General features: G+C 36.1%; 18 protein-coding genes. 4 read left to right on the top strand and 14 right to left on the bottom strand.

Annotated features, from left to right (window positions below; translation table 11 throughout):
• Positions 1-10 precede the first annotated feature (10 nt).
• Positions 11-772: an SDR family oxidoreductase gene (locus CDZ89_RS05080; protein ID WP_096152979.1), complete on the bottom strand. Its 762-nt coding sequence runs from the start codon at positions 770-772 to the stop codon at positions 11-13.
• A gap of 212 nt (positions 773-984) precedes the next feature.
• Here CDZ89_RS05080 and CDZ89_RS05075 point away from each other — a divergent pair, with 212 nt between their 5' ends.
• Positions 985-2295, top strand: coding sequence for a purine-cytosine permease family protein (locus CDZ89_RS05075; protein WP_096152977.1), 1311 nt, complete (start codon positions 985-987; stop codon positions 2293-2295).
• A gap of 29 nt (positions 2296-2324) precedes the next feature.
• Here the strand turns inward: CDZ89_RS05075 and CDZ89_RS05070 are convergent, their stop codons facing one another.
• Entirely contained in the window at positions 2325-2507 is a 183-nt protein-coding gene (locus CDZ89_RS05070; protein ID WP_096152975.1) for a hypothetical protein, read from the bottom strand.
• Between the two features lie 138 nt (positions 2508-2645).
• Between CDZ89_RS05070 and CDZ89_RS05065 the strand changes: the two genes are divergently transcribed.
• Positions 2646-3089, top strand: a complete 444-nt coding sequence (locus tag CDZ89_RS05065) for a universal stress protein (RefSeq protein WP_227521441.1) — start codon at positions 2646-2648, stop codon at positions 3087-3089.
• 74 nt (positions 3090-3163) lie between these two features.
• On the top strand, positions 3164-3475 hold the full coding sequence (locus tag CDZ89_RS05060) for a hypothetical protein (RefSeq protein WP_096152974.1): 312 nt from the start codon (positions 3164-3166) through the stop codon (positions 3473-3475).
• A gap of 75 nt (positions 3476-3550) precedes the next feature.
• Here CDZ89_RS05060 and CDZ89_RS05055 read toward each other — a convergent pair whose 3' ends face one another.
• The 8 genes from CDZ89_RS05055 to sppA form a co-directional block, all read right to left on the bottom strand.
• A complete protein-coding gene (locus CDZ89_RS05055; protein ID WP_096152972.1) occupies positions 3551-4387 on the bottom strand; it encodes an EcsC family protein in 837 nt (278 codons plus the stop codon).
• A gap of 320 nt (positions 4388-4707) precedes the next feature.
• The gene (locus tag CDZ89_RS05050) at positions 4708-5892 is read right to left on the bottom strand and encodes an acetate kinase (RefSeq protein WP_096152971.1); all 1185 of its coding nucleotides are present in this window, start codon (positions 5890-5892) and stop codon (positions 4708-4710) included.
• A 185-nt stretch (positions 5893-6077) separates the two neighbouring features.
• Entirely contained in the window at positions 6078-7070 is a 993-nt protein-coding gene (locus CDZ89_RS05045) for a class I SAM-dependent methyltransferase (RefSeq protein WP_096152969.1), read from the bottom strand.
• 327 nt (positions 7071-7397) lie between these two features.
• Entirely contained in the window at positions 7398-7898 is a 501-nt protein-coding gene (gene tpx, locus CDZ89_RS05040) for a thiol peroxidase (RefSeq protein ID WP_096152968.1), read from the bottom strand.
• 547 nt (positions 7899-8445) lie between these two features.
• A complete protein-coding gene (gene ytfJ / locus CDZ89_RS05035) occupies positions 8446-8937 on the bottom strand; it encodes a GerW family sporulation protein (RefSeq protein ID WP_096152967.1) in 492 nt (163 codons plus the stop codon).
• Between the two features lie 14 nt (positions 8938-8951).
• Entirely contained in the window at positions 8952-9644 is a 693-nt protein-coding gene (locus tag CDZ89_RS05030; RefSeq protein WP_096156867.1) for a DUF2953 domain-containing protein, read from the bottom strand.
• Positions 9645-9729: 85 nt separating this feature from the next.
• Positions 9730-10242, bottom strand: coding sequence for an RDD family protein (locus tag CDZ89_RS05025; RefSeq protein WP_096152966.1), 513 nt, complete (start codon positions 10240-10242; stop codon positions 9730-9732).
• A 12-nt stretch (positions 10243-10254) separates the two neighbouring features.
• Positions 10255-11262, bottom strand: a complete 1008-nt coding sequence (gene sppA, locus CDZ89_RS05020; RefSeq protein ID WP_096152964.1) for a signal peptide peptidase SppA — start codon at positions 11260-11262, stop codon at positions 10255-10257.
• 335 nt (positions 11263-11597) lie between these two features.
• On the opposite strand from sppA, the gene CDZ89_RS05015 reads away from it, so the two are divergent.
• On the top strand, positions 11598-12395 hold the full coding sequence (locus CDZ89_RS05015; protein WP_227521440.1) for an NAD kinase: 798 nt from the start codon (positions 11598-11600) through the stop codon (positions 12393-12395).
• Positions 12396-12445: 50 nt separating this feature from the next.
• Here the strand turns inward: CDZ89_RS05015 and CDZ89_RS05010 are convergent, their stop codons facing one another.
• From CDZ89_RS05010 to CDZ89_RS04995, 4 genes are read right to left on the bottom strand one after another with little or no spacing between them, the layout of a single operon-like run.
• Complete coding sequence (locus tag CDZ89_RS05010; RefSeq protein WP_096152963.1) at positions 12446-13366, bottom strand: hypothetical protein; 921 nt, start codon at positions 13364-13366, stop codon at positions 12446-12448.
• Position 13367: 1 nt separating this feature from the next.
• On the bottom strand, positions 13368-14444 hold the full coding sequence (locus CDZ89_RS05005; protein WP_100333338.1) for a hypothetical protein: 1077 nt from the start codon (positions 14442-14444) through the stop codon (positions 13368-13370).
• Positions 14441-14875, bottom strand: a complete 435-nt coding sequence (locus tag CDZ89_RS05000) for an anti-sigma factor family protein (RefSeq protein WP_096152960.1) — start codon at positions 14873-14875, stop codon at positions 14441-14443. Before CDZ89_RS05000 ends, CDZ89_RS05005 begins: the two co-directional genes overlap by 4 nt.
• Positions 14872-15402 carry a sigma-70 family RNA polymerase sigma factor gene (locus CDZ89_RS04995; RefSeq protein ID WP_227521439.1) on the bottom strand — a complete coding sequence of 177 codons (531 nt, stop codon included), beginning with the start codon at positions 15400-15402 and terminating at the stop codon, positions 14872-14874. The genes CDZ89_RS05000 and CDZ89_RS04995 overlap by 4 nt, the downstream gene beginning before the upstream one ends.
• Between the last annotated feature and the right edge of the window lie 74 nt (positions 15403-15476).

Genomic DNA, 15476 nt, shown 5'->3' with positions numbered 1-15476 from the left:
TTCCTGCTTTTTATCGATATCGGTTTATAACGTCTAATCCACCTGTAACTTCGATGACGGATCCTGTAATCATATCGGAATTGTCATTACATAAAAAATCAACCACTCTTGCAATGTCTTCTCCAGTGCCTGACCTGCCAACTGGTGTTGTTTTATCTTCCAGCAATCTAGATTTTTCAATCGTTGACTCTTTCATTTCTCCGAGAATATTTCCTGGGCAAACCATGTTAGCTGTAATTCCATTTTCTGCTTCTTCAATAGCGATTGTTTTCGTTAAAGAGACCAATCCGACTTTTGCTGCGGAAAACGCGGAGCGATATATCCATCCTGGTGTTGATTCTGCACCTTGAAAGCCATATGTAATAATTCTGCCAAATTTTTGATTACGCATGATTGGCACTACTTTTTTTACTAGATGAAAAACGGAGCTTAAATTCCCTTCCATCATGTTGTACCATTCATCTTCACTGTAATCTACCAACTTTTTTCTTTCAAAAACATATGGGCCAGCGTTACAAATTAGATAATCTATTCGTCCAAATTTCTCATACGCTTCATCAACTAACCTGTACATATCTTCTTTTTTCGTAACATCTCCTTGAAAAAAATGAAGGCGAGTTTGGTCTACATGTTGGAGTTCTTCCTTTAATTTTATAAGTGCTTCTGTATCACTTCGATAATGGATCGTAAGCGTACAGTTTTTATTGATGAATTGGTCTGTTACCTTTTTACCAAGACCTTTTGTACCTGCTGTAATAATTGCGTGACGCAACTAGGTTTCCCCCTTGCGAACTATATATTAAGTTGAGTCCGTTTACTTGTTCTAATACTGTTTGAAAAAACTCAAAATATATTATGAAGGTAACGCAGATAAAGAAAAAATACAACTATTAAGGTGCAAAAAGAATTTAGAATGGATATATTCTACATTCCAAAGTAAACTTATTATGGCTATAATTTTTTCAATAGGAAGAAGGAAATACAATGGAACAAGCAGTGAAACATATTTCTTCAAAACCATCTAGAATAGAACGATTCGGCTTAGAGTCCGTTCCACAAGAATTAAGAAAAACTCGTTGGTATGAATATACAATTATACAAATTGCTTTTTCCGTCAATGCAGGCAACTTCTTAGTCCCAGCTTTAGCTGTACTAGAAGGTGGGCTATCATTTACAGAAGCATTTTTAAGTACTATTATCGGTGCTACCCTTGCTTTTGTATTTGTTTCGTTATTATCAATCCCAGGTGCAAAAAATGGTATACCATCACAATTTGCAATTCGATCTATGATTGGTGTTAAAGGAGCAAGATTTATTTCCTCTCCTATAAGAACCATTACATCTTTATATTGGTTTTCAGTGCAAACGGTCGGCGGAGCTCTCGTTATTCAACATTTATTAAAAAGTGTATTCGCTATTTCACTGCCTTTTTTTCTCGTCGCTTCATCGCTAGCAATCATTATGACTGTCTTAGCATTAATCGGATTTGAAGCCGTAAAAAAAGCGACGAAATACTTTATGCCAATTTTACTCATTGGCCAGGGAATGATGATTTTCTTATTGTTAAGAGAAAGTAATCTATTAACTGGAGTAGAATCAACAGCTGCAGCGTCTAACAACATAAGCACCATGCTTTTCTTTGCGAGTTTAGCCTTTGTTCAATATGTATCAGGTGTTAGTTCTTCAGCTGATATGACAAGGTATGCTATTACACCTAAAGAAGGTTTTATAGGACTCTTCTCCGGAAATGTAATCGGATTTATGTTAACCGCATTTTTCGGAGCATATACGGCTAGCTTAACGAATGAATGGAATCCTTTTATCGTTACAACGAATATGACAGATTCTTATATAATTGTTTTCATTATCATAATTGCAGCAATTTTATCGATGATATCCATAAATTTAAGTAATGCATATACTGGCGGATTTTCACTCCTTAATTCCTTACCGGGACTAGGAAGAGTGAAAGCAGCAATTTTATTTGGATTACTTGGCATTACACTATCTCTAACTCCAACACTTGTTAATGAAGCAAAACAGTTCATTTCCTTGTTAGGTGGATTGGTTATACCTTTGTCCGCCGTCATTGTAGTAGATTTCATTTTTAAGAAAAGATTAACTTTAAATGCGGATGAAATCATTCCACTCTACAATAAACAAGCTTTTTATTCTATTACACTTGGAATGCCAGTTTACTTTTTATTACCTGAAGATTATTCACCTGGATTTATAGCGTTCCTTATTACTGGACTCATCTATTTAATGTTGTTTATTTATAGAAGAAAGGACTGAATGTTACATCAGTCCTTTTTTGTCTACCCTTATTCGTAACGTTCCTCTTGTGCTTGTTGTTGGCTTTGTTGGCTTTGTTGTTGTGCTGCATTTTGTCCGTATTGTTGATTTACATACCCACTTGTGTATGCATCCGTAATCATGTTGTGTACTTCGTTTGCTGCCGCGTCATCATAAAAGAATTGTTGTTTCTGGTTTTGCTTATCCGCCATCCAATCCGCTCCTTACTACATAAAATTGTCACTACATTGTTATAGTTTGTTGTTTCAACTACATTTAAATGTGGTAAAAAATACTATAAAATAAAAGTAGGGAGAATCCTTCCACTTAAAAAGTAAGGGGTGTTCATCATGATGTACACTTACAAACGAATATTAGTTGCGGTTGACGGTTCAAAAGAGGCAGATTTAGCTTTCAAAAAGGCTGTGGAAATTTGCAATCGTAATCAGTCAGAACTTGTTATTGCACACATTATTGATACAAGAGCCTATGCAACGATGGAAGCATACGATATCCGTATGACAGAAAATGCAGAGAAGTTTGCAGCAGATATGTTAGCAAACTATCAAGAGATGGCAAAGACTTCTATTGAGACTGTAGAGACGGTTATTGAGTATGGCTCACCTAAAGTACGAATTGCTAAAGACGTAGCAAAAGAGAGAAAAGTGGATTTAATTATTTGTGGCGCGACTGGGCTAAATGCAGTAGAAAGATTATTCATCGGTAGCGTATCAGAACATATTGTTCGAAACGCAAAATGTGATGTACTAGTAGTAAGAAACGAAGACAATTAAAAGTAACTATCCTTTTCATATGTAACCGCTTATTATACAATAAAGGTAAGAGGAGAAAGGGAAGGAAGTATTTCATGGCATATTTTGTTCACGACAAAAGACTAGGTATTCGTTTACCAAAACTTGAACTCGAATGGTCACAATATAGTAAAGAACAACAACTGAAAATTATAATGGAATGGGAATTAATCCGTGGGAGTATTCCTGATCGAATTAAAGACTTAGAGCATTCCATTAACACAAAACAAGAACAATTGAACAACGAATCAGACTTCGAAAAATCATGTAAGCTAAATAGTGAAATCGCAGAACTCGCAAGTATCATTAATGATTTGTGGTTATGGTATAGACTAAACCAAGAAGTATCTTCAAAAATACACGCTTAAATTGTAAGACCACTTTCATTAGTGGTCTTTTTTGATGTGAAAAACACATGGCCAGTTGACCATGTGTTTTATTTCTCACCAATTGTCTTTTTCAGACTTCATAGAATGTTTCATGTAAAAATAGTTATTGGTAAAAGTTGATACTTTTTTTGTCCAATGATAGTTTGTTGCTGCACCAGTCAAAATTCCAAAGATAGGCGTTTTGCCTTTTTTGTTCGAGTTTACCGTTAGAATAAAGATAAGTTTTATCAAGTGTGTTAAAGGTTGTGTTAACCATACAGAAGGATGCTCTCTTTCTGTTAATGGATAAAAATACGGATCGTGTTCTTCACCGGCTTCCCTTTTCAGCTGTTCCCATCTTTCAAATTGATATTTTTTCGGTAATGTAGCAGCATAAAATATTTGTAAAAGTTTCACCATTTCATAAGGTGTGTCTGGTTTATATCCGTGTGACATAGCAATTAATTGTGTTGTGCGGATATTTAATGCCGCGAAGGCAGGAATATCAACACTAATAGTAGATAGTTTTCCAGTTCCGGTCATTCCACCTTGAATTAATGCATAAAGTCGATGTTTAGCCATTTGTTGCTTTGCAATAAATGCTTTTTGTTCTAAAGTTAAGTGCCTAATATCTTCAATGGATGATATCGTTTTGTCAAAAACTTTTGCTGTTTCCACAATACGTTTTTCTGCATCTTTTTGAAAAGCAGATTGTTGAATTAATCCATGTAAATGAAATAGCCACGTATCTAACTGGTTGTAAAATATATCGCGTAGGTCTTCTGGTATGTATTGAAATGAGACTTCTATCCATGTGTCGATTGTTTCTTCGAATTGTGTTGGTTCGTAGTTACGTATTGAATCTTCCCATTGTTGTAACTCTTCAAGTAGTAAAGAATCTTTTTCGTTCATCTTTATCCCTCACTTTACCGCCTTTGTTTTACTTATTATAACATAATGTAGTTGGTACTTAACAAATAGTTGGGGTTCTAATGGTTGATTTCAGATGCAGGTGTTCCACCACTTTAACAGTTAGATATGTTGAAGGCTCCTGTTGATTTCCGTGCAAGGCTTCGCTTTCCGCGGGCGGGCCGGGAGCCTCCTCGGCGCAGGAGTCTCAGCCTTGCACGGAAATCAACAGGTATTAGTAATAAATTATCAACACTAAGCATGAAATAAATTTTCATATATAAAAAGAAGCCTGCTATAGCAGACTTCTTCCCAAAATGTTATTATGTTAAACGCATTACGTCACGGGCAATCATTACTTCTTCGTTAGTTGGAATAACGATTACTTTAACTGGTGAATGAGGGTAGTTGATGAACGCCTCTTCTCCACGTACTTGGTTTAAGGATGGATCCCAATAAACGCCCATAAATTCTAATCCGCGTAATACTCGAGCTCGAATGACATCACTATTTTCGCCAATACCCGCTGTGAAAATAATCGCATCAACACCGTGCATTCTTGCTGCGTACGAACCAATATATTTATGGATTCTGCTAGCAAAAACTTCTAATGCTAATTCTGCACGTTCGTTTCCTTCGTCAGCAGCTGTTTCAATGTCACGTAAGTCACTAGAGAAACCTGAAATTCCAAGGATACCACTCTTTTTATTTAGAACATCTAATACTTCATCAGCATTCTTACCTGTTTTCTCCATAATAAATGGAATTAAGGCAGGGTCAATGTTACCAGAACGCGTACCCATCGCAACTCCAGCTAGCGGCGTGAATCCCATAGATGTATCGATAGATTTTCCGCCTTCGATCGCAGCAATACTAGCTCCGTTACCTAAATGACAAGAGATTAAACGTAATTGTTCAATAGGTCTACCTAGTAATTCTGCTGCTCGTTCTGAAACGTATTTATGACTAGTACCATGGAATCCGTACTTTCGAATACCGAAGTTTTCATAATACTCGTAAGGTAAGCTATATAAGAAAGATTTTTCAGGCATCGTTTGGTGAAAAGCCGTATCAAAAACTGCTACCGCTGGAACATTTGGTAAAATTTCTTTAAACGCTTTAATTCCAACAATGTTAGCTGGGTTATGAAGTGGTGCAAGTTCTGCTAAACCTTCTAATTCTGTTAGCAGCTCATCTGTAATTAATACAGAATCGTTGAACTTTTCCCCGCCGTGTACCACTCGGTGTCCAATCCCAGTAATTTCATCAAAGCTTTCGATAATGTTTAAATCTGTTAATTTATTTAAAAGAATCTTTACTGCTACTCCATGATCAGGAATATCTGTTATTTCTTTTACTTTTTCACCGTTCACACTAATATTAAAAACCGCATCTTCTAAGCCGATACGTTCTACTAATCCTTTTGTGATTACTTCTTCACTTGGCATGTGAAATAGTTGAAACTTAAGTGAGGAACTCCCCGCGTTAATTGCAATAATTTTTGCCATCTAAAAAAACAACTCCTTTTGATATGTCCAATAAACAAGGAAATGAGGCGTTTTATGTCATCTACCTTATGTTGCACAAATAGCCCTCAATATATATACCTTTTTCATTTAAACACCGCACATTTGCATTTGCAAGAGGAATCCTTTATTGTTAACGCTTACTCGTTAAATTTCTTTTTTTCGGATTATTTGTTCTTTTCTGTCTCAATCCAATTACTTATTTCATCCATTGTTTTAGTCAATTCAACTTTATTAGAAAAGCTAGGTAGTTTTGCAAGTAAAGCTTGTTTTGGTTGCTCTACTCCTACACCTTTCTTTTGTAAGATTAAGATGCTTTTCGCATGATTTTCATTTTTGAAAACAGTCATTGGTAATTGTAAAAAACCTTGAATATATACTTGTTCTTTTAAGAATTTGTGTAGGTTAGATGCTTCTTCTCCTTCAAAAAGGCTGTTTGGAACTAAGAAGAATAAATATCCTCCTGTCTTTGTGTAACGAAGACTCTGTTCAATAAATAAATAATGCGCAAAAGAATGCCCGTTACTAGCTTTAAGCGTGTAATTCGAAGCATTCTCATCATCTGGATAAAATCCAACAGGTAAGTCTGAAACAACTACATCTACTGGTTCAATAAATAAGTTTTGTAAGCTATCTTGTGTGTACAATTCTAATGCATGTTCTTGTAAGTTTGCGTTTTGTGCCGCTAAACTAATTAACAAATCATCCACATCTACTCCAAAGCTTTGCGTCTGTTTTCCTGAAAGGTGATTGAGGATGGCTGTTAATAAGTTTCCAGTACCAATTGCAGGATCAAGTAATGTTAATGACGGACTTTTACTAGTAAATTTCCCAACTAAATAACCAACAAAAATAGCTATTGCATCAGGTGTCATTTGATGATTAACTTGCGCAGCCTCTTTCATTCCTTTAAGAATCGTTAGTTGTAGTCCTTTTCTTATTTCTTCTTTTGCATACGATTTAATCTTTATTTGCTCGTATTCTTTTTCTAGTCTTTTTTTCGTAAGCTCAGATAGCTCATCTTGTAAAACAGAACCATGAAAAATATTATCGGATGTTTCTGCAAGTGCTTCTAAATAGGTGCAAGACAATTCTTCTTGTAGGATGTTGGCCGTAGTATCGAACGTTGTAAAGATTTTTTCTATATGGGTTAAAGTCATATTTTGTTTCTCCTTTTTATTTATTGCTCTGTTAAAGACCGCTGTTGATTTCCGCGCATATCTTCGCTTTCCGCGGGCGGACCGGGAGCCTCCTCATCGCATTCGCGACTGCGGGGTCTCCCGCTCCCCGCTTCTCCCGCAGGAGTCTCCGATATGCGCGGAAATCAACAGCTAGAAAGTTAATAATCAACACTAAGCTTTAACACAGCCTTTTATTTAAATAATGTAAGTGGAAGCTTTTCATGGGGAAAGGAACAAAGAGAGGATGACCCTTCGTTAGGAGTCACCCTCTTTTGCGTTTATCTAGTTGCTTTAAAAGATTAAGTATTAGTTAGCAGCTTTGACAGCTTCAATTGCAGCTTCGTAGTTAGGGTGGTCTGTAACTTCACTTACGTACTCAACATACGTAACTTTGTCGTTAGAATCTACAACAAATACAGAACGAGCTAGTAAACGTAATTCTTTAATTAATACGCCATAAGCTTCTCCTAAAGATACTTCACGGTGATCAGATAATGTTTCTACATTTTCGATACCGTTAGCCGCACACCAACGCTTTTGAGCGAATGGTAAGTCTACGCTTACTGTTAAGATTTTTACGTTATCTAATTTAGAAGCTTCTTCGTTGAAACGACGAGTTTGTGCATCACAAACACCAGTGTCAATTGAAGGTACTACGCTAATGATACGTTTGTAACCTTTAGAGCTATCTAAAGTAACTTCCGATAAGTCATTTGCTAAAACTGAAAAGTTAGGTGCTTGGTCTCCCACTTTTACTTCTGTACCGAGTAAAGTAACTTCTTTCCCTTTGAATGTTACATTTGCCATGAAAAGTTCCTCCTAATTAAATAAGGTATGTACATTGTTTATAATAGCTTTCTCTAATCCGTTTTGCAATGAATGTGATTTGATTAATGAAAATAATTAACCATTAAGAATGTAAATCTAATAGTTATTACATATTACATATATGCCGAGGCACGCAAGTCCACCCGCGGAAAGCGAGCACCTCGTGCTATCATCAACAGTTAGTAGCTTATATATTTATTTTCAGGGTAGACCCCCATGCTAATGAAATTCGCACCAGGGGACATGAAAAGTTGTGATGCATTCTGAATTTATATTCCAAACAAGTTGATGATAGCACGAGGTGCGAGACTCCTGCGGGAGAAGTGTGTCAAGGGAGACCCCGCAGGCGCAAAAGCGCTGAGGAGTAGGTTTTTTCACGATAGTGAAAATAACCATCCTTTTTACCACCCGCGGAAAGCGGGTGCCTCGTGCTATCATCAACAATTAGTACCGTTTCTATTTATTTTCAGGGTAGCATATATAAATAAAGAAGCTAACCAAATATCAGTTAGCTTCTTAGATTTGTTTAAATATCTAAATCTTGCTTTGGTTTATTATAATTTTGGTTAAATGGTTGATTGTTAAATGCGCTTTGTGACGTATCATGCTTTTTGTTGTTCATCATTTGTTGTACTTTTTCAACTGCTTGCGGTGCTAGGTCTAGTAACTTTTCTATAATGTGCGTGTTTTCATCCAAATGTAACATTTTCACACCATGAGAGTTTACTACTAAAAACGCAATCGGAGTAATAGAAACTCCTCCACCACTACCACCACCGAACGGCATTTGCTTTCCACCACTATGTTGGTTGTGCTCGTGTCGTTCTGATCCGGAAGCTTGAGAGCCTTGAAATTCACTTCCCCCAGCTGCAAAACCAAATCCAACCTTAGAAACAGTAAGAATAACACTACCATCTGGGGTTTCTACCGGGTCACCAATAATAGTGTTTACATCAATCATATCTTTTAAGTTTTCCATTGCCGTTGTCATAAGACTTTTAATAGGATGCTCTGACATGCTGTTAATCCTCCTTACATTGATTCATTTTCACTATCTTTAGAAAACATTGCTAAAGGTTGGGTTTTAAATTTTGGCCGTCCACCCTTCCAATATTTAACGGTTCTTATCCCTGCTAACATAGCATTTCCAATTTGAAAGCGAATCATACATTTAAAAAGCGTTTGGGACGCCTTTTGTTGAAAATATGGAGTAACAGATATGAAAGGTTGCGCTTGTAATCTCGTATACTGACTCATAAAACCTATTATTCCACCTTTAACAGACCACGCAAATCCTGTTAGCACTCCAGTATACGCAGCATCTCCAACCCCTAAGTTGCTATGCCACTCAAATTGCTTTATTTCTACTCTTGATAAAAATCTACGTGCTATTTCATGCATTCCAACGACATGTCGAACTAATTCGTAAGTATCACGAATACTGTAAAAAATATCTTTCGGACTATAATCCTTATCTTTTTCTTTATTATTAGAAGAACCACTCATTTTTGTTTTTTCTTTCACTACAACTGAACCGGTATTTTTGTTAACTTTTACGAGCGGAACATCAATTGTATATCGTATTAATCCGAACCAAGCTCTTAACTGTACTGTCAATTGGTCATTGTCTTGTTCATGGTGAAAGTTTATTTGCACAGTGATTTTCGTTAATAGAATAATAATAAAAATTAAAAGGAAGAATAGCCCAATAATTATCCACCACATATGCACACTTCCCTTCCTTTTATCCATTATATCCGTGACAAAAAAAAATAAACGTATTGCTGGTTGCAATACGTTTATTGATATATTATTTGGGTTCATGAACTACTGATGTGTCCGCTATGAAATCGTGAATTCCTTGTTTTTTTGTAGTAAATGCAACGACTACATATAGGATGGTTGTAAACCATTGAAAAGTTAGGATAAATCGCCCGATTCCTTCTCGAAACAAAACCGTGCTCCATGTTAATATGTCATCTTTCAACGGCACAACTTTTAAACCAAATACCATTTTTCCCAATGTTTGACTATAAATTTTTGTCATAACAATAAAGTAACCGTACCAAACGATGGCGGTTGCTATAGACGACGGAGAAAATAAGAAGCTGTCATTAGTCGTTAATCCAACTGCTTGGAAAATTGGGTGGATGATAATGCGCCCAATACTTCCTATTACAATAAGATCCAACAAATATGCCCAAAACCTCATCCAAAACCCTGCAAAATGATAGTGATCTATTTTTTTGTTTGAATCTAGCGCCTGCCCATCTTCCTGTACATAATCTTCAAAATGCGTTTTTACTTTTCCCTCTTCTCTCATATGTCTTTCCTCCTATTCCGCATACAAATACATTAATCTTGGAGAGTTTGGTTGCGTAAATAGTTTAGTTAACAACTGCATCTCAGGATTTGGAGTAAGGAAACTATTTGCTTGCATTCGGAATAAGGAGCCTAAACCTACGTTTTCTTGATATTGAACAACTTGAACATTGCCGAGGTTATTATCGGATTTTATAGCTGCAATGACATCGTCTAAGTAGCCAATCTCATCAATTAAATTATTTTGTTTTGCTTGTCCACCATCATAAATACGTCCATCAGCGATACTTCTTACTTCTGCTTCACTCATGCCTCTTCCAGTTGCAATAACATCAACAAAACGGTTATACATGTTATCAACCATCGTTTGTAATATATCACGTTCGGGTTCTGTCATCTCTCTCGTTTGCGACATTATATCTTTATATTGGCCGCTCTTAATTGTCTCAAATTTCACACCGTAATTTTCAGCTAGTTCACCAAAGTTAATTCCTTGCATGATTACACCTAAAGAACCGGTGATTGTTTCTTCGGTTGCGAAGATTTTATCAGCAGGTGCGGAAATGTAATAGCCACCAGACGCAGCCATAGACCCCATTGATATGTATACTGGTTTTTCCGTTTCCTCTTGAATCTCCACAATCTTTCTATGGATTTCGGCACTTTCATACACTCCACCACCAGGCGTATTAACACGTAGGATAATCCCTTTAATCTTATCGTCTTCTTTCGCTTGGTCTAACATTTTTAAAAATTGACGATGGTTGTAGCCAGTCGACCATAAATTTGCCGCCCCGACATCTTGAATAACACCATCTAATTCTAATACGATAACTTTTCTGTTTTGATTTCCTTTCTCTATTACTTTTTCAACAAATGCAGTTTCCTCCATCGGAAAAAGGTCACTAGAGAAAAAGCCCCCACCTTCTTTTGTAGAATTTCTAGTACTCACACTCGTCATGATGGAAACAAAAAATAATAATGTTGCTATTCCTAAAGCTAGCCAGCGTTTCCCGCTCATTTTTAAATTACCTCCTCAAAAGTCTATCTGCAAAGTTATCATAGGGTACAAAACGTTGAAATTCACTGTAGGTACTCGTTTTCCGCGGGTGGTCTCGGGAGCCTCCTCGGCCTTACACGCCTGCGGGGTCTCCCTTGACACACTTTTCCCGCAGGAGTCTCGCACCTACAGTGAATTTCAACTTTAGTTGGTCATTGCAGATTATCTACTTAATATGTACGACATATCATTACAAAAAGTTTCATGAAAATGGTAAACTATTCACATTATAGAATTGTACTAAAAAATAAAGCAAAATGGTAATGAAGTGTAATTTCAAATTAGGAGGCAGGAAAATGGACCGTCGAAATATGTATTTTTTCTATAAAAGAGAAAAAGAATTAGTGGAAAAAGTTCAACAACTCCAAATGTTAGCAGAACAATATAACTTTAACGTTGTAAATGACCATAAAGAAGCAAATATTATAGTGGCAATTGGTGGCGATGGTGCATTTTTACAGGCTGTTCAAAAAACCGGCTTTAGTGCTGATTGTTTATATGCAGGTATTGCAACTGGTGAAGCTACTAGTTTTTATTGTGACTTCCATATTAATGACACAGAAAAAATGATTGAAGCAATGACAACTGAGCAAATTGAGGTTAGAAGGTACCCGACGATTGAAGTAACAATGGATGACACTGCAACATTCAAATGTTTAAACGAGTGTGTAATCCGCTCAGGAATTGTAAAAGCATTTGTTATAGACGTTATAGTAGATGACATCCATTTTGAAACATTCCGTGGTGATGGGATGATTGTTTCTACACCAACTGGTAGTACTGCTTATAATAAATCTGTTAATGGTGCTGTGGTAGATCCAATGTTACCTTGTTTTCAAGTGAGTGAATTAGCTTCATTGAATAATAACACATATAGAACACTTGGCTCTCCGTTTGTTTTATCAGGTAATCGTAAGCTTGTCTTAAGAGTAGTCCAAGACGGAAATGATTATCCAACGATTGCATTTGACAATGAAGCGTTAAGTGTACGTCATGTGGAAAAATTAGAGTTTAATTTAAGTGAAGAGAAAATAAAAACAGTTAAATTAAAAGACAACTCTTTCTGGGAAAAAGTGAAGAGAACTTTCTTGTAAAATGGCAATAAAAACGAGGAACCGCTTGGGTCGCCTCGTTTTTTTGTTCTCTATTTTACCTTTACAAAAACAAAATCAGTATTCGTAATATTTAATGAATGTAGCCCTTCTCCTAATTTAAGTACTCCACTGTACCAATCAGACCATTCATCGCCATCGTTTGAACCTTTTAATTCATCCCATTCAATCCCTGAATCACTAGGTTCGTTTCTTGATACCGTCTGGAGCTGAATATCGGATGCAGCATTTAATGAAATATCTACATACCCTGCACGATCTACAGTCCAATCATTTTGTAATGAATTTACGTGTAGATTTATATTGTTAGAGTTCCCTCTAACCTCTAACTTTATATTTTCTGGAATAACGATAGTAGGAGAAACAGACGTATAGGTACTTAATACACCAATTTTTCTAGTCGGTTCTTTTAAATATATATACAACGTATTCCCTACTTTTTTCTCTTTCCAAAAATCTTCTGAATTCGTTAATAGCTCTTTATCCCCATCATTATAAGAAGTACGATATGTTCCGAATCCTTGTATTTCTTTTCCATTGGTTCCTTCGATGTTTAAGTGTTGGTTTCCTGTTTCAATTATGACAGAATCTATCGATGAACCAATGGCAATTTGTAAATCCGGTAAATCAAATGTTCTTTCTTCCGAAGCGACTAAAGTACGAATTTCTCCTAAAAGACCTGTAGACATAAACACCGTTAAAATGATTCCTACCGTTCCTAAAATTCCAACAAATCCAATGCTTAAAAAATCATATTTCACTTTCGGATTTTCTTGTTTACTAGAGAAAAGATAAAGAATGATTTCTATCCCTAACACTACTAATATTGCAGGCCACCAAATTAGAATAGGTTCAACAGCCGTCCAACTTTTAAATTGAGAGAGTGCAAGCATGACACCTAGTACAATTAAAGAAATCCCCATGGAAACTGTTCCAACTCTCCAATTCCTCACCTTACACACTCTCCTTTTTCACTTTACTTCCAACAAGTAGCTTCAAGCCGCCACCAATTAATAGTGTGCAAACGACAATCATTTGGAAGTAGTTATAGTACAAGTTATATACATTAAGACCGAAATGATTTTCTACCAATGGACCGATGGCAGGCAAGAATATATTGACAAACATATAGTATGCTCCTAGCATGATAAGCCCGATTCCTAGCCACTTTTGGTGGGAGATAAAATAAGACACAATTGGTATATCTTCTAGATCTTCATCGCTACTTTTAGAAGCTTTTTGCAATGCATCAAAGAAGCTATAAAACCAAATGAGTGGTATTAAGAATAAGAAAATAGAAAGTCTTAATGTATCTAGTATATAAATTGCAAATAAGAACGCCGCCATGAGTTGCAGTCCTCGTTTTTGCAACCCTAAGTACATGTGGCCAGCACCAGGGAACATGGATAGAATCGTTGCAATCGTCTTACTCTTTTTACCAAGTTGTCTCGTATCTTCAAAATCTTCTAAAACGGTTCTATCTATTAATGGTTCTCCTCTTTCTTTTTTCGCTAACTGTTGAAAAGTGTCAAACATGTTATAGATCCAAATGGCAGGTAAAACTCCTAAAAACACGATGAAAACACCTTGATTCGTAATAGCAGTTATAAAAATAATCATGATACCCAGTCCAATGAATCCAATCAAAAACGTTAATCCTCTGTTCATTAAGCCGAGGTGAAAGTGACCTAAGCCTGGAACGAATGAAAGTAAGATAGTTTGAAACCTAGCGTCTTTGTCTTGGGAAGTTGGTGAATCTGATTCGGTTGCTTGCATCGGTTGATTTTTTAATAAAAACAAAATCATATCAAACATATTCACAAGCCAAATGACAAAAATCCCTACCAATCCAAAGGCTATAAAAAGTGCACCTTCCCATGGATACATAGCCGTTAGAGCTAATGCAAATATGCCAACGAAGATAACCGCTGAAAAGTATAAAAAGCCCATTAATTTTTTATTCACATAAAAGTGACCGAGGCCAGGAATAAACGATAGAAAAAACGCCTTTACACTACTTTTGTTATTCATTTCTTCTCCTCCTTTTGTGTTCTTTCAACTTTTTCTAGTAAAGTTAATGCTCTATCCATAATATTTTGTGAAACAGTAGCTTCATGTGTGTTAACTGAGGAGGTTTCCATTACACTTGAAATACCAAGCATGCTTTGGAATACACCTGATGTCATTAAGATGAATGTGATGGATGCAGCAATAACATAATGTAAAAATGCCGGATTAGTCCTTTTTCTCTGTTTTGATTGACTCATTGGTATTTGCGACATCACTTCATCGGTAAAGTTACTATTTTCTAACTCTGGGAGAGTTTCTTCATTTACTAATGTCATATAAACCGCTAAACAGTCGTCACATGAAAAAAGGTGTCCTTCTACTTCTTCTCTTTTTTCTTCTGATAGGTAATCTTCAACATAATTTTGCAAGTCTTCAAGAGTTAAGTGTTTCAATAAAAGTCCTCCTCCTTCCAGTGAGCTCTCATCCATTTTCTTGCACGGTAAAGTTTTGTTTCTACCGTTTTCACTTCTACTTGTTGTTCGGCTGCTATTTCTTGATAACTTTTTTCGGTTATGTAGTAAGCTAAGATTACTTCTCGATAATTTGCTGGCATGTCATCTATTCGTTTTTGTAGGAATTCTTTTTCTTGCTTCCTTATTAACGGTGGTACTGTATTATCTGACTCGCCGTATAAATTAGTTAAATGTTCCGTCTCTGTTACTTGTTCTTTTTGACGTTGTTGTTTTCTTTTCGTGTCTATCGAATGGTTCATGGCGATTCGGGTAATCCATGTTTTAAAACCTTGATTTTCATAATTGGGAAGCGCGTAATAGATTTTGATAAACGCTTCTTGTGTTGCATCTTCTGCATCTTTTTCATTTCTTAGCACGGAAAAAACGATCTTGAATAAATATTTTTTATATTTTTCTACTAAAAGCCGGAATGCTTTCTCGCTTCCAAGCTTTGCTTCGCGAATCAATTTCTCCTCTATTACGCTCTCCCCCTTTCTTTTAATCTACTATATAGACGAGATGAAATAGAAAAAGCCCTACA

The organism is Bacillus alkalisoli (genome assembly GCF_002797415.1).
Lineage (GTDB): Bacteria > Bacillota > Bacilli > Bacillales > Bacillaceae_I > Bacillus_CD > Bacillus_CD alkalisoli.
Note: the sequence above shows the minus strand (reverse complement) of the source record. Positions and strands in the feature narration are given on the sequence as shown.